Below are 18,278 nucleotides of genomic sequence, written 5' to 3'. Positions count from 1 at the left end.
GGTACAGTCGCCGCACTGCTCTGGCAGCCCCTGTTGTCGAGGCGAGAGAGAAGTTGGTGAACGATCGTCACCCGTCGGGGACCATGACCTCCCCGGTCTCGGCCTCCGATGCCGCCTCGGCGCAGTACGCGTCGTACGGCACTCAGGAAGCGCCCTACGGTGACGCGAGCGCGTACGGCACCTACGACGCCACCGGCTATGCCGCCGGCCACGCGACCACGACGTTCGACGCGGATCCCCTCTTCGGCAGCCTCCCCGGTGACGGCACGGGCGCCTACGACGCCACTCAGTGGTCCACCGGTACCCACACCGCGCACTACGACACCTACGCGGGCGAGCAGCAGCACACCGCGTACGGCACCGGCGCGTACGACACCGGCGCCTGGACCGCCGAGCACGAGCGTCTCGACTTCGTCCCGCAGCAGGCCAACGGCCATGACGCGTCCGGGCAGTGGGACGCGCACGCCTGGCTCCAGCCCGACCCGTCCGCCGCCCCCGCCGACCCCACCCAGCAGTGGGAGTGGGGCACGCAGTCCTACGACACCGGCGCGTACGACGCCACCCAGTGGAACTCCGACGGCGGCGCGGCACCGGCCTCCGACGAGTACGAGCCGGCAGCAGAATCCTTCGACCAGCAGACGACCGCGCATTTCGAACAGGTCGAGCACGCGTCCTACGACCCGGCCGCCTACGACGAGCAGGCCACGTACCAGGACCCGGCGGCGTACGAGGACGAGTCCGGCTACGACGAGCAGGCCCAGGACGCCTCCGACCCGGCCTCGACGGGTCAACTCCCCGTCGTCGAAAGGCTTCTGGACGACCAGGAGGAGATCACTCCGGCCCCCGCGCCGCGTGCCGCCTCCCGCGGCGGGGCGCGCTCCCGTCGCCGTACGCCTCCGAAGCGCTCCGCGCTGCTGACGATCGCCGTGCCGTCGGCGTGTGTGATGGGAGTGGCGGGCATCGCCGCCGCGTCCGTCGGTGACTTCACCGACGAGAAGGAACCCACCACGCTGGCCGCCGAGGGCGACCCGGTGAAGCCGTCCGCGGCGAACAACAAGCTGGACAGCCAGCTCGAGAGCCTCTCCGCCGGCGCCGACGACTTCGCCGACCGGGCCAGCCGGACTCAGGAGCGCATCGACCTCAAGGCCCAGCAGGCGGCCGAGAAGCGGAAGGCCGCCGAGGAGGCGGCCCGCAAGGAGCGGCTGCGCCCGAAGTTCGCGGTCCCCGTCGCGCAGCACGGCCTCAGCGCCTACTTCGGCCAGGCCGGCATCAACTGGATGTCGGTCCACTCGGGCATCGACTTCCCGGTCTCGTACGGCACCACGGTGCTGGCCGCGACCGACGGCACCGTCCGCACGCAGTGGAACAGCGCCTACGGCAACATGATGATCGTGACCGCGAAGGACGGCACGGAGACGTGGTACTGCCACCTCTCCACCTACCGCGTCGCCTCCGGTACGACCGTCAAGGCCGGGGACCCGATCGCGTACTCCGGCAACTCGGGCAACTCCACGGGCCCGCACCTGCACTTCGAGGTCCGGCCCGGCGGCGGCTCGGCGATAGACCCCCTGTCCTGGCTGCGCAGCCACGGCCTGGACCCCTCGTAGGACACCGAGCAGGGAAGCAAACCGAAGCAAAGCAAAGCGAACCAGACACCGGCCCCCGCGCCTTCCGGCGACGGGGGCCGTCTCGTGTCCACCGACGACGAAGCTAGAGCTTCTCCACCGGCGCGTACCGGAGCAGCAGCCGCTTCGGCTTGACGTCGCCGAAGTCGATCGTCGCCTCGGCGTTCGCGCCCGTGCCCTTCACGGCCATCACGGTGCCGAGGCCGAACTGGTCGTGGGTGACCCGGTCCCCCACCGCCAGCTGCGGGATCGGCTTCTCCGAGGTGCGCCGCGTCGCGAACCCGGACGCGCCCGACGCCGAGGAGCGCGAGCGGGACGAGGACAGGGACGCCGCCACACCGGAGGCGGGGCCGGACGACAGGGGTGAACTCCCGCCCGTGCGCTTCCAGTCCACGTGCGTGGGCGGGATCTCCTCCAGGAACCGGGAGGGCGGGTTGTACGACGGCTGGCCCCAGGCGCTGCGCATCGCCGAGCGCGTCAGGTACAGCCGCTCCCGCGCACGCGTGATGCCGACGTACGCGAGCCGCCGCTCCTCCTCCAGCTCCTTGGTCTGGCCGAGGGCGCGCATGTGCGGGAAGACGCCGTCCTCCATGCCGGTGAGGAAGACGACCGGGAACTCCAGGCCCTTGGCGGTGTGGAGGGTCATCAGGGTGATGACTCCGGAGCCGTCCTCCTCCTCGTCCGGGATCTGGTCGGAGTCGGCGACGAGCGCGACCCGCTCCAGGAAGGCGGCGAGCCCGCCGGACTCCTCGCCCTCCGCCGACTCCTGCTCGAACTCCAGGGCGACGGCCGCGAGTTCCTGGAGGTTCTCGATCCGGGTCTCGTCCTGCGGGTCGGTGGAGGCCTGCAACTCGGCGAGGTAGCCGGTCCGTTCCAGGACGGCCTCCAGGACCGTCGCCGGGCCCGCGCCGGACTCGACGATCGTGCGGAGCTCCTCCATCAGCGTGTTGAACCGCTTGACGGCGTTCGTCGACCGCGCGGCCATGCCGTACGCCTCGTCGACGCGCCGCAGGGCCTGCGGGAAGCTGATCTTCTCCCGCTGCGACAGGGCGTCGATCATGGCCTCGGCGCGATCGCCGATGCCGCGCTTGGGGACGTTCAGGATGCGGCGCAGCGGTACGGAGTCCTCGGGGTTGGCCAGGACCCGCAGGTAGGCCAGGACGTCCCGGACCTCCTTGCGCTCGTAGAAGCGCACACCGCCGACGACCTTGTAGGGCAGCCCGACGCGGATGAAGACTTCCTCGAAGACACGGGACTGGGCGTTCGTACGGTAGAAGACGGCGACGTCTCCGGCCTTCGCCTCCCCGGCGTCGGTCAGGCGGTCTATCTCGTCGGCGACGAACTGCGCCTCGTCGTGCTCGGTGTCCGCGACGTAGCCGGTGATGCGCGCGCCCGCGCCCGCGTTGGTCCACAGGTTCTTCGGCCGGCGGGACTCGTTGCGTTCGATGACGGCGTTGGCGGCGCTGAGGATGGTCTGCGTGGAGCGGTAGTTCTGCTCCAGCAGGATCGTCGTCGCGTCGGGGTAGTCCTCCTCGAACTGGAGGATGTTGCGGATGGTGGCGCCGCGGAAGGCGTAGATCGACTGGTCGGCGTCACCCACCACGCACAGCTCGGCGGGCGGGACCTCGGCCTCGGGCGGTACGTCGACGGGGTGCTCGGACGTGCCGACCAGCTCGCGCACCAGCGCGTACTGCGCGTGGTTGGTGTCCTGGTACTCGTCGACGAGCACGTGCCGGAACCGGCGGCGGTAGTGCTCGGCGACGTCCGGGAAGGCGCGCAGCAGATTGACCGTCGTCATGATCAGGTCGTCGAAGTCGAGGGCGTTGGCCTCCCGCAGCCGCGACTGGTACAGCGCGTACGCCTGGGCGAGGGTCTTCTCGAAGCCGTCGGTGGCCTGGGCTGCGAAGTCCTCCTCGTCGATCAGCTCGTTCTTCAGGTTGCTGATCTTGGCGCTGAACGACTTCGGCGGGAACCGCTTGGGGTCGAGGTCGAGATCCCGGCAGACGAGCGCCATCAACCGCTTGCTGTCGGCGGCGTCGTAGATCGAGAACGACGAGGTGAACCCGAGCTTCTTGCTCTCCCGGCGCAGGATGCGGACGCAGGCGCTGTGGAAGGTCATCACCCACATCGCGTTCGCCCGCGGTCCGACGAGCTGCTCGACGCGCTCCTTCATCTCGCCGGCGGCCTTGTTGGTGAAGGTGATCGCCAGGATCTGGCCCGGGTGGACGTTCCGCTCGCCGAGGAGGTGGGCGATGCGGTGCGTGAGCACGCGGGTCTTGCCGGACCCGGCTCCGGCCACGATGAGCAGCGGGGTGCCGGAGTGGACGACGGCCGCGCGCTGGTTCTCGTTGAGCCCCTCCAGCAGCGCGGCTGCGTCGAGGGCCGGGCGCGGGGCGCCGTCGCGGTAGTAGGCGTCGCGGTCCGGCGGCACGTCGAACTTCCCGCCGAACAGATCGTCCGGAACCGGCTCCGGAATGTGATCGTCCTCGGGCGGCGGCGGGTGCTCTTCCCCGTGGGCCCGTGGGGCCTGGAGGTCCGCCAGGAAGCTGTCGTCAAAGAGGCTGCTCATCGCTCTCCGAGTCTAGGCGGCCCCACCGACAACCGGCCGCCGCCTCGAGAACATCACACCTTCCGGTCCGCCGGCCCGGGCGCCCGGTCACCGTACGAAGTCACCCCATCACGCCACACATCGCTCGACGGGATCGCAGGAAACCGACTCACTACGGATCAATGGGATCAAGCGCACCAGAACGGTGCCATCCGCCCGGCCGGCACCCCTCACCCCCCTCCCCTGACCGGAGGTCACGAAAATGTATCGGGCATATCGCACATCAACCTTCACAGCGGCCACACGGGTTGGCTACCGTGCCGGGCAGGCCGTACGACCCCCACCGGCGAACGACGCCGGGCCGCACGGCCATCCGCCGAGTCCGGTGCCTCCGGAGCCGGGGACCCACCGAACTTGGGGTGAATCGGCCCGACCTCCCGTCCTGGGAGCGGCCGTAGGGCAACCCTTCCGAACCACCCGCCCGAACCCGACAGCTAACTCGGTAGGCGGAGCATGGAAGGAGTCGCCTCCCTTGGCGTCGCACCGCAAGTCGCGTCCCTCCGGCACGCGCGTCGCAGGCATACGGACCCCCGCGCTGGCCACCGCGGCCCTCACCTCCGTGGCCCTGCTGTCCCAGACGGCCCAGGCGAACCCGTCCGCCGACGACAGGCCGAGCCTCGAAGAGGTCGAGAAGAAGGTCGACGACCTCTACCGCCAGGCGGAGTCGGCCACCGAGAAGTACAACGCGGCCAAGGAGAAGACGACCAAGCAGCGCAAGCGCGTCGACACCCTCCTCGACGACGTCGCCCGGCGCACGCAGAAGCTCAACGACGCGCGCGAGGAGCTGGGCCGCAACGCCGCCGCCCAGTACCGCACCGGAGCCGCCGCCCCGGACACCGCGACGTTCCTCCTCGCGGACACGCCCCAGGACTACTTCGACCAGTCCCAGCTGATGAACCGTATGACGGGACGTCAGAAGCAGTCGGTGGACGAGTACTTCACCGAGCAGTCCGCGACGATGAAGAAGCGCCAGGAGGCCACCCGGAGCCTCGAGACGCTCACCGAGTCGCAGAAGGACCTGCGGACCGCCAAGTCGACCGTCCAGAAGAAGCTCGCGGACGCGCGTCAGCTGCTCTCCGAGCTGACCGCGCAGGAGAAGGCCCGCCTCGCCGCGATCGAGAAGCGCAAGCAGGAAGAGGCCGCCCGCAAGGCCGAGGAGCTGGCCCGGCAGCAGGCGGAGGCCGAACGCGAGCGCGAGCGCGAGGAGGCCGCGCAGCAGCAGGAACAGGGGCAGCAGGAGCAGGGGAGCACCGCCCCGGACGGGTCGTACGCCACGAAGGCCGAGAAGGCGCTCGCCTTCGCCCGCACCCAGATCGGCAAGCCGTACGTCTGGGGCGCCACCGGCCCCGACTCCTACGACTGCTCCGGCCTCACCCAGGCCGCCTGGAAGGCCGCCGGCGTCGACATCCCGCGCGTGACCTACGACCAGGTCGAGGCGGGCACGACGGTCCCTCTCTCCAGCGCCCAGCCCGGTGACCTGGTCTTCTTCTACGACGACATCACGCACGTGGGCCTCTACATCGGCAACGGCATGATGATCCACGCCCCGAAGCCCGGCGCGTACGTCCGCGAGGAGTCGATCTATTACGACGGCGAGTCGTCGATCCACAGCGTGGTCCGCCCGGCGTGACGGCGGCAGGGAACGGCAGGGAACGGCAGGAACCGGACGAACGAGGGGGCCCGTGTCCATGACCGGGGAAGTGACGGCGGTCAGCAGGAACGAGGTCTACTCGTTCACGAAGCCGAACCGGGAGGGCATCACCCTGCTGAAGGGCCTGGGGGTGGACGGGGACGTCCACGCGGGGGTGACGGTGAAGCACCGCTCGCGGGTCGCCCAGGACCCCACGCAGCCGAACCTGCGTCAGGTGCACCTCATCCATGAGGAGCTCTTCGCCGAGCTCGCCGAGGCCGGATTCCGGGTGGCGCCCGGCGAGCTCGGGGAGAACGTCACCACGCGCGGCCTGGACCTGCTGGGCCTTCCGGTGGGCACGCTGCTGCGCATCGGCGCCGAGGCCGTGGTCGAGGTGACCGGGCTGCGGAACCCCTGCCTGCAGATCGACCACTTCCAGGACGGGCTGCTCAAGCGGGTGGTGGGCCGCGACGAGGCCGGCCGCGTCGTGCGCAAGGCGGGGATCATGGGCGTCGTCGTGGAGGGCGGTGCGGTGCGCCCTGGCGACACGATCGAGGTGAAGCTGCCGGAGGGGCCGCACCGGCCCCTGGACCGGGTCTGAGGGAAGCTCTCGGGGCTCTGAACGGTCCCGGGAGAGCCGGCGCCTGGACGGTCCCGGGAGGGAGCCGACGCCCTCGACGCTCCGTGAAGGAGCCGGCGCGTCCGGCTCCCGGGCCGCAGGGGCCGTCGATTCACCCACCCCCCGCGCGCGCCCCCGCCCGCACGCCGGTGCCGCGCTCCTTAGCATCGGCCCATGCCCGCCGCCACACCCGCGCCCGCGTCCCCCCTGCCCACCTGGTGGTCACGGCGTCCGCCCGCCGCCGGCGCCTCGGTCATGGCCACCGGCATCCTCTCGGTGGCCCTGCACCAGACGGGTCACGCGATCCTGTCCCGGATCGCCCTCGCCCTGGCGTGCGTCGCCTGGCTGGCCCTAGCCTGCGACTTCCTCGCCCGGCTCCTGTGGCACCGCTCCGCGTGGGTGAGGGCGGCGGTCACCCCGGTCTCGCTCTGCACCGTCGCCGCGACCGCGGTGCTCGGCACCCGCTTCGCCGCGGCGGGCCGGCAGACCCTCGCCGAGGCACTGCTGGCCCTCGCCTTCGCGCTCTGGCCGGGCCTGCTGTACGTGGTCGTACGGCACTGGCGTCACGGAATGCCGGGGTCCGTCTTCCTGGGCTGCGTGGCCACACAGGGGCTCGCCGTCCTCGCGGCCACGCTGGCCGCCACGGCGCAGGTGGCCTGGCTCGCGCACGCGGCCCTGGTGCTGTTCTGGCTCGGACTGCTCCTGTACGCCGTGGCCTGGACCCGCTTCGACCGGCGGGAGGTCGTCCGCGGTCCCGGTGACCACTGGGTGGCGGGCGGCGCGCTCGCGATCTCGGCCCTGGCCGGCGCCCGGCTCCTCGCGGCCGACGGGCCCGTCCCCAACCTGTGGAACGACGACGACTTCACCGCGCTGCGCACGGTGACCTACGCGCTCGTCGCCCTGGACATGGCCTGGTTCGTCGTCCTGCTCGCCGCCGAGATCGCCCGGCCGAGGCCGCGGTACGACGTGCGCCGCTGGTCGACCGTCTTCCCGATGGGGATGTCGGCGGCGGCGATGCTCTCCGTCTCCGCCACCCTGGACGTCCCGTGGCTGGAGGTCCCCGGCGAGGTCCTGCTGTGGATCGCGGTGGCGGTGTGGGTCGCGGTCGCCGCCGGCGCCGTACGCCACCACCTCGCGGACGGTCCCCCGGCCGGCGTCACGTCCAGAGCACGGCGATGAAGATGTTGGCCAGGGTCAGCAGACCCACCAGGCCGAACAGCTTCGCGTCCACCTTCTCCTCGTCCCGCTTCACATAGACGAGTCCGAGGATCACGACGAGCAGGGCCAGCTTCACGCCGATCTTGACGTTGTTCACCGACTGGTCGTCCGCCTGGTTCAGGCCGACCAGGACCACCCCCGTGACCAGCATGGTCAGCGCGCCGTGCAGCATGGCCGGCACGAACCGGGCGGTGCCCTGGCCCATCGCCTTCATCTGGGTGAGGAAACCGCCGAGCAGCGCGGCGATCCCGACGATGTGCAGGCCCACGAAGAGGTGGATGAGTACGTCCATGGGGCCGGAGCCTAACGACCGGCCCGCCCGGCGCCCGCACCGGGTGCACGGCGGATCCGGGCCCGGCCGCCCGTGCACACCGGCTGGGTCACCCGTGCACACCGGCTGGGTCACCCGTGCACATCGGCTGGGTCACCCGTGCACACCGGCTGGGTCGCCCGTGCACACCGGCTGGGCCGTCCCTGTACACGGGCTAGTCGGCGGGTGCATATATGCGCCTCATAGCACTCCGCCCTCCTCCTCGCCCACCGAACCCTCACATCGGTCACCACACAGCGTGAACAAGACGCCGCCTCCCCGGCGTCGCGGTCACTTACGGTCACGCCCGGTCCTCTCGCGGCACTTCCGCACAACGCGTTACCGTCCCGACACACAGCGGTTTAGCGTCCTCCCCCAGGTGACCGGCTCCCCACCGCCGCCCGGGCCAGGGGCGGCCGTCGGTCACCACCGCCGAGAAAGGTCCGGCGGCGGTCCGCTCCCCCTGTGCGGGTCGCCGCCGGACGCGCGAGTCCCCCCGTACGGAAGGACGTGCAGTCCACGTGGCAGCGCACCGGAAACCCCGCTCGAGAACGACTGCCGCCGGCGCGGGCCGCACGGCCCGGACCGCCTGGACGATCGCTCTGGCGGGCGCGGCGACGGCGACGGGGTTCGACGGGACCGGACACGCGGAGCCGCAGCTGACCCCGGCCCAGGTCAAGGCGAAGGTGGACAAGCTGTACCAGGAGGCGGAGGTCGCCACCGAGAAGTACAACGGAGCGCGGGAGAAGTCGGAGGCGGCCGGCCGGCGGATCCGCGCGCTGCAGGACGAGGCCGCGCGCAAGACGCAGAAGCTCAACGCGGCCCGGGAGGCCCTGGGTTCGATGGCGGCGGCCCAGTACCGGGACGGCGGCGTGGACCCGGCCTTCCAGCTCGCGCTCTCCTCCGACCCGGACCGCTATCTCGACGGGGCGGAGTTCGCCGAGCGCGCCGGCAACCGGCAGGCGGCGTCCGTCGCCGAGGTCCGCCGTCAGCTGCGCGAGATCGAGCAACTGCGCGGCGCCGCACGCGTCGAGCTGAAGTCGCTGACGTCACGCCAGGCGGAACTCCGGCGGCACAAGAAGACGATCACCGGCAAGCTGGACGAGGCCCGTGCGCACCTGGCGCGGCTGACCGGCGGTGAACGCGCCCTGGACGACCGCGCCGACCGCTCCGCCTCCGCCGCCCGCACCGTCCTCGCCGCCCCCGGGTCGGCGGCGGCGCAGGCCCCGAACGCGCGGGCCGCGGCCGCCGTGTCGTACGCCTACACCAAACTCGGCAGCCCCTACGTCTGGGGGGCGACCGGTCCGAACGCCTTCGACTGCTCGGGTCTGACGCAGGCCGCCTACCGCGCGGCCGGTGTCTCCCTGCCCCGGACGACCTACAGCCAGATCGGCGCGGGCCGCAGGGTCTCCCGGTCCGAACTGCTCCCCGGGGACCTGGTGTTCTTCTACTCCGGCATCAGCCACGTCGGCCTGTACATCGGCAACGGGCAGATGATCCACGCCCCCAACCCGTCCGCGCCGGTGCGGGTGGCCCCGCTCGACGAGATGCCGTTCGCGGGGGCCACACGCGTGGCGTGACCGGGCGGAGCCCGCCTTCAGCCGGCGTCAGACCAGGCGCCGGGCCGTCGCCCACCGGGTCAGCTCGTGCCGGTTGGACAGCTGGAGCTTGCGCAGCACCGCCGAGACATGGGACTCGACCGTCTTCACCGAGATGAACAGCTGCTTGGCTATCTCCTTGTACGCGTACCCCCGCGCGATCAGCCGCAGGACCTCCCGCTCGCGCTGGGTGAGCCGGTCCAGGTCCTCGTCGACGGGCGGCGCGTCCGTCGACGCGAAGGCGTCCAGGACGAACCCGGCGAGCCGCGGCGAGAACACGGCGTCGCCGTCCTGGACGCGGAAGACCGAGTCGACCAGGTCGGTGCCGGTGATCGTCTTGGTGACGTAGCCGCGCGCACCGCCCCGGATCACGCCGATGACGTCCTCCGCCGCGTCCGAGACGGACAGCGCGAGGAAGCGGACGGGCCGCTCGGCGTCCGCCATCAACGGGGCGCAGCGCCGCAGCACTTCGACGCCGCCTCCGCCGGGCAGGTGCACGTCCAGGAGGACGACCTCGGGACGGGTCGCGGTGATGACCGTGACCGCCTGGTCGACGTCGGCGGCCTCACCGACGACCTCGACGCCGGTCTCCTCGGTCCGGCCGATCTCGGCCTGGACCCCGGTACGGAACATGCGGTGGTCGTCGACGAGGACCACGCGCACCCGCCGCTCCCCCGCGCTCCCCCCGGTCGGCTCCACGGGCTCGCTCGCTTCGGTCGGGTCGCTCATGACGTCTTCTCCGCCCTCTCCATCTCCAGCTCGACCTCCGTGCCGCCGTCGGGCACCGCCCGCAGCCGGGCCGTGCCGCCGTTGCGCTCCATGCGGCCGATGATCGATTCTCTGACGCCCATGCGGTCGGCGGGTATCGCGTCCAGGTCGAAGCCCGGGCCGCGGTCCCGGACGGAGACGAAGACGGTCCTTCCCTCCACCTCCGCGTAGACCTGCACGGCGCCGCCCTCGCCACCGTACTTGGCGGCGTTCACCATCGCCTCGCGCGCGGCCTGCATCTGCGCGGCGGTCCTCTCGTCGAGGGGGCAGTCGCCGACGACGACGACCTCGATGGGGACGCCGTGCTTGTCCTCGACCTCCGCCGCGTTGCGCCGGACGGCGTCGGCGAGGTGCGTCGGTTCGTCCGCCTCGTCCTTGCCGGTGCCCTCGGGTTTGTACAGCCAGGTGCGCAGGTCGCGCTCCTGGGCGCGGGCGAGGCGGCGGACCTCGTTCGCGTTCTCCGCGTTGCGCTGGATCAGGGTCAGGGTGTGCAGCACCGAGTCGTGCACGTGGGCGGCGACCTCGGCCCGCTCCTGGGCGCGGATGCGCATCAGCCGCTCCTCGGACAGGTCCTGGGTCATCCGCACGAGGTAAGGGCCCGCGAGGAGCGTTATCCCCACGAGGACGGCGAGGGCGGCCTGGAGGATCGAGCCGAGGTGGGCGGCGGAGCCCTGGAGCACGAAGATGCCGGAGACGCCGGTGGTGACGAGGACGACTCCGGCGGCGGCGCGCAGCAGGGTGAGGGTGCGCCGGCGGCGGCCGACCTCCATCCAGCGGGCCCGGCGGGCGTTGTCCGCCTGGCGCCAGACGAGGGCGACACCGGCGCCGACGAGCACGGCGGGCAGGAGGTACGCCTTGGCGCCGTTGCCCACGTCCACGCTGCCGACGAAGACCATGGCCACCACGACCATGAGGAGCAGCGCGACGATCTGACCCTTGTCCGGCTTGCGGGCGACGAGTCTGCGGCGGCCGTCGGACGCTGTCTCGGTGGTGAACGGGGAGGGCCGCTGGGCGTCGACGCCGCCGATGCCCAGCGGCACGAAGAACCAGAACGCGGCGTACAGCAGGGCGCCGAGGCCGTCCGCCATGAACAGGCCGACGAAGACGAGCCGCACCCAGATGACGGGCAGCCCGAGGTGCCCGGCGAGCCCCCGCGCCACGCCCCCGAGCCAGCGTCCGTCACTGCTGCGGTAGAGCTTGCGCGGAGGTCGCGGTTCGGCGAGTGGCGCTGTCGCGGCTTCCGGCATGCCATCGATGGTCACACGGGCGGCCCATCAGGGCATCAGGGTCGGCCCCCTAGACTCCCCTGATCTTCGGACCCGGCCGGCTCGAACGCTTCCCCCCGCACCGCCTCAGGGCGATATCAGGGTCCGACCAGGGTCGTCCCGACTCCCGCCACGCCGACCCGCCCGTCACCATGGACCCATGACAGATCACCAGGACGCCGCGGACTCGGTGCCCGAGCGGGACGCCGTGCCCCCCACGGGCACCGCGTCCGGCGGGGCGTCCGCGGGCGCCGCGGGTGAGGGACCGCGCGCACGCACGGGCACGCGGGAGGCGCAGGGCGAGGCGGCCGCGGTGTCCGGGCCGCCGCACCGGTTCCGGCGGGACCGGCCGCACAAGATGCTGGCCGGCGTGTGCGCGGGTCTGGGGCGGCAGTGCGACATGGACCCGGTGATCTTCCGGATCACCCTCGCCGTGCTCTCCGCGACCGGCGGCATCGGCCTGATCTTCTACGGTTTCGCCTGGCTCCTCGTCCCGTACGAGGACGAGGACGAGAACGAGGTGCGCAAGCTGCTCACCGGCCGCGTCGACGGGCACGCGCTGACGGCGGTGCTGTTCGCGCTGGTGGGCTGCGGTGTCTTCCTGACGATGCTGAAGAACGGCGGCGTGCTGACCTTCGCCGTCGTCCTGTCCTTCCTCCTGGCGGGCGCCGGCTACTGGTCGCGGCACCGGGGCGCCCCCGACCCGGACCCGCTCGCCGCGCAGGCGGTGGCGGACGCGCCGCCGGAGGCGCAGGCGCCCCCGGTCCCGGCCGCCTACCCCTCCTGGTGGCGGGACCCGATCGTCAAGGACGGCACCCACGAGGGCGGCACCGGCTATCTGTGGGGTCCAGGGGACGCCCACGACCGGGACATGGCGGCGGCGGTGGCGATCGGCCGCGGCACCTGGAGCAGCCGGGAGGAGATACGCGCGCGCCGCCCGGCCCCGCCCCGGCCGCGCGGTCCCCGCCGGATCGGCGGCTGGGTGTTCCTGCTGGCCCTGTTCGCGGGGGCGCTGGGGAGTGGCGGGACCTGGCACGGGCAGCCGCTCGGCACGAGCCTGCAGACCGGGCTGGCGTGTGCCCTGCTCGTGTTCGGCGTGGGCATCGCGCTCAGCGCGTTCCTGGGCCGTACGGGAGCGGGCACGGTCTTCCTGGCGGTCGTCACGGCGGGCCTGCTGGCCGCGTCGACGGCCCTGCCGAAGGACATCGGCACCCACTGGGTCGAGACGACGTGGAGCCCTGCGACGGCCGCGGACGTGCGGCCCGGGTACGACCTGGGCACCGGTGTCGGCACGCTCGACCTGAGCGGGGTGGCGTTCAAGCCGGACCGGACAGTCACCACGCGGGCCGACGTGGGCGTGGGCCGGCTGAAGGTGATCGTCCCGAAAGGGGTCACGGTGGAGCTGAGCGTGGACGTCGGTGTGGGCGACATCCAGTTGCCGGGCGACGACAGCCGGGACGTGGACGTGGCGCCGGGCAAGCACAAGGAGCTGACGCTGGAACCGGCCAAGGGCATCAAGAACGCGGGCACGCTGGACCTCGACCTGAGCGTCGGGATCGGACAGGCGGAGGTGAGCCGTGCTGCGTCATGAGTTCCAGCCGGGCCGGCTGGTCGCCGGTGCCTTCCTGACCGCCGCGGGCGCGGTCTTCGTGGGGGACGCGGCGGGCGCCTGGGAGACGCCGTGGTTCGCGGTGATCCCCCTGGTCGTCGGGGGGCTGTTCCTGGCGGGCGCGGTCGGGCTCCTGGCCCGCGCCGCACGCCGTCACCGCACCCCGCCGGGCCAGGAGTCCCGCCCCTGACGCGGGCGGCGGGTCACCGCGGTTCCAGCGACCCGGGCGGCGGGTCACCGCAGTTCCAGCGACCCGGCGGCGGGTCACCGCAGTTCCAGGCGGTCCCGTCGCCGTGCGTGCAGGAGGGCGTCGAGGGAGAACACGGGCGCGCCCGCCAGCACGAGCGGCAGCCAGGCCATCAGATAGACCAGGTCGTTGCCGTAGTAGTAGGGGTCGGAGGCCCAGCTGACCGTGAGCCACAGGCTCAGCGAGATCAGCGCGCCGCCCAGGGCGGCCAGCCGGGAGAGCAGTCCGACGAGGGTGCCGATGCCGACGGCCAGTTCACCGAAGGCGATGGCGTACCCGAAGGCCTCCGGGGCGTCGAGGGCCATGTCGACCATGGCCGGGATCGCCGCCGAGTCCCGTACGGCGCGCATCATGTCCCCGATGGACCCGGCCCCGGAGTCCTTCAGGAAGGCGCTGTCCGTCAGCTTGTCCAGTCCGGCGTAGACGAAGGTGACGCCGAGGAAGATGCGGAGCGGGAGCAGTGCGTAGCGGGTGGCCGTGTCCCGCCAGCCGCCGGAGGTACCCGTGTGCGTTCCGTGAGTCATCGCCCGTAGCCGCCTCTCGCCCGCCGTGATCCCTCGCCCGACCATACGGAGGGAACTGCCGCAGCGCTCAGCCGCGCGGCACCCCGGCATTCTCCGCCGCATCCGGTCAAAACTTCAATCACTGAACACGGCCAAGTGGCCGAACGGCAGTGGTCAGTCGGTGACGTCGATGGCGTAACGGTTGGTCTCCACGCCGGCGGCGGTCACGACCTGCACCTCGACCCGGCCCGGCTCCACGTCCGCCGGCACCGGGACCGTGAGCACGGTGTCGGTCGGATTGCTGAACCCGCCGCTCACCGGCACCAGCGGCACATGCACGTGCACCGCCCCGATGCGCACGACCATCCGCGCCAGGCGGTCGGCCCGCTGCGCGCCCGGCGGCACGAACCCGGCTCCCCGGATCTCGATGTCGTCGCCGGTGCGGATCGGGGCGTCGAGGTCCCCCGCCTCCCGCGCCCGCACCACGGAGAGGATCACCGGACGGCCGCCCTCCGCGTACTTGCCGGCCAGATAGGTCGCCGCCGAGATCAGCACGACGACCGCCAGGCCCCACGGCAGGTCGGGCAGCTGGTCCGGCCGCCTCCCCAGCCGTACCGCGGCGAACAGCAGGGCCACGGCGCCGATGACGACGTACTGGATGTCGGCGAACGTCCCGCGCCCCGAGTCGTCCGTCAGCAGGTCCGCGGCCCGGGGCCGGTCGGCGGGCACCTTCTGGAGCCGCTGCCCGAGCACCCGCACCCCGACGACGCGCCGCACCAGCACGGCGATCGCGCACACTACGGCGAGCACGGTCACCACCCCGGCGCCACGCCGCAGTTCGAGCCCTTCGATCAGCGCGTCGCGCTCCGCGTGGCCCGAGGCGGCGGCGAGCCGCCCGGCCAGGACGAGCACGGCGTACGCCACGAAGAGGACCCATGCCCCGGCGACGGCGCGCGAGGTGGACAGCCGGTTGTCCTCGCCGATGACGGGCGCCAGGGCCCCGCCGCGCGCCCGGTGGAACCAGGACGCCGCGGTGAGCGCCACCGCCGTCACGACCGCCGCGAGCAGCCCGGCCGTACGGGCCGGTGTCCAGCCCGCCCCGACCGCCGTGAGCGCCTGCGCCAGGAGCAGCGCCACGACCAGTCCCCAGATGACGCGGGCGGTACGCCACCAGAGGCGTCCGAGCCAGGCCTCGCCCTCGGCCCGGCCGCGTTCGGCGACCTGTTCCGCGGACTGCGTCAGCTCCTCGGACACCCACTGGCGGGACGCCGAGGCCGAGTGGGCCACGGCCGCCGGGAGTCCCTGTCCGGCGGCGAACTCGTCCCGCTTGAGCAGGAATTCGGCCACCGCCCGCCGGTGTCCCGCACGCGCCCCGTGCGGGCAGTCCCCGCACGTGCAGCCACCTCCGTGCGGGCGCTCCACCGTGCCGCTCCGCCCAGCCTCCTGCACCGCCACGCCCGACGCCCGCCTTCCCGACGACCTCATGCCCCGCCCGCCCTGCGGCGCCACGGGGGTGCTCCGGGAGAGCCGCGCCGCCCGCGCCCGGCGCGCAACTCCCGTCCGACGACGACGAATTGTGCCGTACTCGACCCACCACCCACCCACCGCCCACCCGGCAGGCCCGGTCGGGACGGGTGAGCGCGGTCCCGGCGTGTTGACCCGGCTGCGAGAATTCCCTTATGGCCGAGATCATCCAGCGTGACGGGACCTGGGCCTTCGACGGCACGACCGTCCGGATCACGCCGGGGCTCCACCGTTCCGTGCCGCTGTTCCGGCGGACGTACGGCGAGATCGCCGTACCCCTGGAGGCGGTCGCGGGCGTCGCGTTCGAACCGGACCGCAGGCGGGGCCGGTTGCGGATGCGGCTGCGCGAAGGGGCCGATCCGCTGCTGCAGGCGACCGGGGGCCGGCTGCCCGAGGCGTCGGACCCGTACCGGCTCGCGGTGGACTCCGACCGCGCGGGGGTGGCCGCGTACCTGGCCGAGGAGATCCGCAGCGCGCTGCTGCTGGACCGGGTTCCGCGGGAGCCGGTCGCGGCCTATCTGCTGCCGGGCCCCTCGGTGCCGGTCTCCGTGCGGTCGTCGGACGGCACGGTCTCCTTCGACGGCGGCCGGGTGCGCATCGACTGGTCGGACACCTCGGAGCGGGTCAAGCGGGCGGCGGGCCCGCGGGTCATCGACGTCGACGACCTGGTGCGGGTCGAGTGGGTGCCCAACTCCGGTTCCGAGGACGGCTGTCTGCGGTTCGTGACCCGGGAGACGGTGTTCTCCGCCCTGCCGCCGGAGAAGGACCCGTACGCCTTGGACCTGTGGGGCAGCGCCCGCCGCGATCTGCTCACCGCGCTGGTGGCCACGGCGGTCACGGCACGCCTCCCGCATCCGTCCACACGGCAGGGCACGGCTCCCGGTGGCCGGACCCCGCCCGCGGCGCCCGCGGTCCCGGCGCCGCCCGGTCACCACGACGTCCTGCTGCGCCGGCTGCGCGAGTTGGGCGACCTGCACCGCGAGGGCGTGCTCACGGACGAGGAGTTCGCCCGGACGAAGGCGGCGGTGCTGCGCGGGTTCTGACCACCCGGGCCGGGACCGGCGTCAGCTCAGCAGATCGGGTTCGCTGCGGGTGACGCCCTGCCACATCGGCTGGTAGTTGATCCAGGCCACCAGGTCGCCGCCGAGCTGCTCGCGGGTGGCGACCGCCATGCGGTGGTCGATCAGGACCGGCCGACCCGCGGCACGTGCCGTGAGCTGCACCTGGCAGGAGCGCTCCATGGACAGGAACCACCAGGCGGCCGCGTCCACCGAGTCGCCGACGGTGAGCAGGCCGTGGTTGCGCAGGACGAGGGCCTTGTGGGAGCCGAGGGCGGCGGCGATCCGGCGCCCCTCCGCCGCGTCGACGGCGACCCCGCTGTAGGCGTCGTACAGCGCGTGGTCCTCGTAGAAGGCGCAGCTCTCCTGGGTGATCGGGTCCAGCAGCTCGCCGAGCGCCGCGAGGGCCCGGCCGTGGACGGAGTGGCAGTGGGCCACGGCGACGACGTCGGGACGGGCGGCGTGGACCTGGGAGTGCACGGTGAAGGCGGCCTGGTTCACGTGGTAGCGGCCCTCGACGACCTGGCCCTCGGAGTTGGCGAGGACGAGGTCGCTGACGGTGACATGGCCGAAGGGCATCCCGAACGGGTTGACCCAGAAGCAGTCGGTGAATTCGGGGTCGCGTGCGGTGATGTGCCCGGAGACGCCGTCCTCGAAGCCCATCCTCCCGAAGATCCGCAGCGCACCGGCGAGCCGTTCCTTGCGATGCCGGCGCTCGTCCTCGACCGACTCGTGCATCGGCGGCATGGCGAACCGCAGCTGATCGGTGGGCAGCGGCGGGGGCGGAGTGGGCCCGGCGGGCGTCCCGTGCATGAGTCCTCCGGCACTGTGGGGTCGTTCGGGGCGGAAGTTACCTTCGGTCGGCGCGGGGACAACAGGGCTGCGAGGTAACGATGCCGTGCACAACCCTTTCGTGACGTGCGAGGTCTGTGCTCCGGAACGACCGACCCACCGCTTGTTTTCAGTCACACCGGAGTCCCCGTTGAGCGCTGCCGAACGTCATCTCAAGTACCTCATGCGCCTGATCGCGAACCAGGACGACGTCGAACTGGTGGCACCCGCCTCGAGCCGCAAGGACGTCGGCGCGCTGGTGTACGTGGCCGAGTGCTTCGGCTTCCGGTACGCCGGGGTCCGGCTCGTGGGCCGGTACAAGAACCTGCACGTGCGCCTCGTCCGCTTCCCGGACCCGGCGGACCGTCAGCGCGCCGCGGCCAACCTCGCCGCGTTCCCCTCGGTCGGCCAGGGCGGGAACGTGCCGGGCATGTACCAGGCGTCGCTCACGCCGGTCCCGGAGGTGCGGGCGGACGTGGCCGTGCTCGACGACCTCGTCCTGTACGACGCCCTGGTACAGGCCGGCAACCGCAGGCAGCTGCTGGGGATGGCCTGGGCCTCGGGCGGGGTCCTCCTGCTGCTCGCGCTGGCGACCGGCGTGTACGCCGTGCTGCTGCCGCTGGCCGTACTGATGCCGGCGATGCTGGTAGGGGCGCTGCGGATCAACGCCGCTCGCCGGGCGAAGATCGCCGGGCGGCTGACGGCGGCGGGCTGCGTCCAGGTCCAGGACGACGCCGGCCGGGACCGTTACGTACGCCCGGTGCCCCAGGCCGGCTGACCGCACCCGGCGGCGGGGCTCCGTGACCCGGGCTCCGCGAACCGGATGACATCCCTCGCCCGTCCGGCAAAACCCGACAGAGGATGG

General features: G+C 72.5%; 16 protein-coding genes and 1 riboswitch. Of the genes, 9 read left to right on the top strand and 7 right to left on the bottom strand.

From position 1 onward, the window contains the following. The first annotated feature begins 83 nt into the window (after window positions 1-83). Window positions 84-1,607 (top strand): M23 family metallopeptidase, encoded by a 1,524-nt coding sequence (locus ADL34_RS01555; RefSeq protein ID WP_234374919.1) that lies wholly within the window; start codon window positions 84-86, stop codon window positions 1,605-1,607. Window positions 1,608-1,710: 103 nt separating this feature from the next. Here ADL34_RS01555 and pcrA read toward each other — a convergent pair whose 3' ends face one another. Further along, window positions 1,711-4,194, bottom strand: a complete 2,484-nt coding sequence (pcrA, locus tag ADL34_RS01550) for a DNA helicase PcrA (RefSeq protein WP_062663921.1) — start codon at window positions 4,192-4,194, stop codon at window positions 1,711-1,713. 343 nt (window positions 4,195-4,537) lie between these two features. Further along, window positions 4,538-4,697: riboswitch (cyclic di-AMP (ydaO/yuaA leader) on the top strand. Between the two features lie 8 nt (window positions 4,698-4,705). Here pcrA and ADL34_RS01545 point away from each other — a divergent pair. From ADL34_RS01545 to ADL34_RS01535, 3 genes are all read left to right on the top strand, one after another. Next, complete coding sequence (locus tag ADL34_RS01545; RefSeq protein WP_062663922.1) at window positions 4,706-5,863, top strand: C40 family peptidase; 1,158 nt, start codon at window positions 4,706-4,708, stop codon at window positions 5,861-5,863. 58 nt (window positions 5,864-5,921) lie between these two features. After that, window positions 5,922-6,464, top strand: a complete 543-nt coding sequence (locus ADL34_RS01540; RefSeq protein ID WP_199835507.1) for an MOSC domain-containing protein — start codon at window positions 5,922-5,924, stop codon at window positions 6,462-6,464. A gap of 192 nt (window positions 6,465-6,656) precedes the next feature. Then, window positions 6,657-7,661: a tellurite resistance/C4-dicarboxylate transporter family protein gene (locus tag ADL34_RS01535; RefSeq protein ID WP_062663923.1), complete on the top strand. Its 1,005-nt coding sequence runs from the start codon at window positions 6,657-6,659 to the stop codon at window positions 7,659-7,661. Here ADL34_RS01535 and ADL34_RS01530 read toward each other — a convergent pair. Beyond that, on the bottom strand, window positions 7,639-7,992 hold the full coding sequence (locus ADL34_RS01530; protein ID WP_062663924.1) for a hypothetical protein: 354 nt from the start codon (window positions 7,990-7,992) through the stop codon (window positions 7,639-7,641). The two genes, ADL34_RS01535 and ADL34_RS01530, sit on opposite strands and share 23 nt — an antisense overlap. A gap of 539 nt (window positions 7,993-8,531) precedes the next feature. Here ADL34_RS01530 and ADL34_RS01525 point away from each other — a divergent pair. After that, on the top strand, window positions 8,532-9,590 hold the full coding sequence (locus ADL34_RS01525) for a C40 family peptidase (RefSeq protein WP_062663926.1): 1,059 nt from the start codon (window positions 8,532-8,534) through the stop codon (window positions 9,588-9,590). A 27-nt stretch (window positions 9,591-9,617) separates the two neighbouring features. On the opposite strand, the gene ADL34_RS01520 is transcribed toward ADL34_RS01525, so the two are convergent. Further along, window positions 9,618-10,337 (bottom strand): LuxR C-terminal-related transcriptional regulator, encoded by a 720-nt coding sequence (locus ADL34_RS01520; RefSeq protein WP_062663928.1) that lies wholly within the window; start codon window positions 10,335-10,337, stop codon window positions 9,618-9,620. Continuing rightward, entirely contained in the window at window positions 10,334-11,623 is a 1,290-nt protein-coding gene (locus ADL34_RS01515; protein ID WP_062664395.1) for an ATP-binding protein, read from the bottom strand. Before ADL34_RS01515 ends, ADL34_RS01520 begins: the two co-directional genes overlap by 4 nt. Window positions 11,624-11,801: 178 nt before the next feature. Here ADL34_RS01515 and ADL34_RS01510 point away from each other — a divergent pair, with 178 nt between their 5' ends. Together ADL34_RS01510 and ADL34_RS01505 are read left to right on the top strand one after the other, a co-directional pair. Beyond that, complete coding sequence (locus tag ADL34_RS01510) at window positions 11,802-13,232, top strand: PspC domain-containing protein (RefSeq protein ID WP_062663930.1); 1,431 nt, start codon at window positions 11,802-11,804, stop codon at window positions 13,230-13,232. Next, window positions 13,219-13,440, top strand: coding sequence for a hypothetical protein (locus ADL34_RS01505; protein WP_062663932.1), 222 nt, complete (start codon window positions 13,219-13,221; stop codon window positions 13,438-13,440). Before ADL34_RS01510 ends, ADL34_RS01505 begins: the two co-directional genes overlap by 14 nt. A 74-nt stretch (window positions 13,441-13,514) precedes the next feature. On the opposite strand, the gene ADL34_RS01500 is transcribed toward ADL34_RS01505, so the two are convergent. Then, on the bottom strand, window positions 13,515-14,021 hold the full coding sequence (locus tag ADL34_RS01500; protein WP_062663934.1) for a DoxX family protein: 507 nt from the start codon (window positions 14,019-14,021) through the stop codon (window positions 13,515-13,517). Window positions 14,022-14,174: 153 nt separating this feature from the next. Next, a complete protein-coding gene (locus ADL34_RS01495) occupies window positions 14,175-15,455 on the bottom strand; it encodes a hypothetical protein (protein WP_079033962.1) in 1,281 nt (426 codons plus the stop codon). A gap of 224 nt (window positions 15,456-15,679) precedes the next feature. Between ADL34_RS01495 and ADL34_RS01490 the strand changes: the two genes are divergently transcribed. Beyond that, window positions 15,680-16,567 carry a DUF4429 domain-containing protein gene (locus tag ADL34_RS01490; protein WP_062663937.1) on the top strand — a complete coding sequence of 296 codons (888 nt, stop codon included), beginning with the start codon at window positions 15,680-15,682 and terminating at the stop codon, window positions 16,565-16,567. 21 nt (window positions 16,568-16,588) lie between these two features. Here the strand turns inward: ADL34_RS01490 and ADL34_RS01485 are convergent, their stop codons facing one another. Then, entirely contained in the window at window positions 16,589-17,395 is an 807-nt protein-coding gene (locus tag ADL34_RS01485; RefSeq protein ID WP_062663939.1) for a class II aldolase/adducin family protein, read from the bottom strand. Window positions 17,396-17,564: 169 nt separating this feature from the next. On the opposite strand from ADL34_RS01485, the gene ADL34_RS35990 reads away from it, so the two are divergent. Continuing rightward, the gene (locus ADL34_RS35990) at window positions 17,565-18,191 is read left to right on the top strand and encodes a hypothetical protein (RefSeq protein ID WP_062663941.1); all 627 of its coding nucleotides are present in this window, start codon (window positions 17,565-17,567) and stop codon (window positions 18,189-18,191) included. Window positions 18,192-18,278: the final 87 nt, after the last annotated feature.

The sequence above is a fragment of the Streptomyces sp. NRRL WC-3605 genome (assembly GCF_001509795.1).
Lineage (GTDB): Bacteria > Actinomycetota > Actinomycetes > Streptomycetales > Streptomycetaceae > Streptomyces > Streptomyces viridochromogenes.
This window is presented reverse-complemented; position numbering and strand designations above follow the sequence as displayed.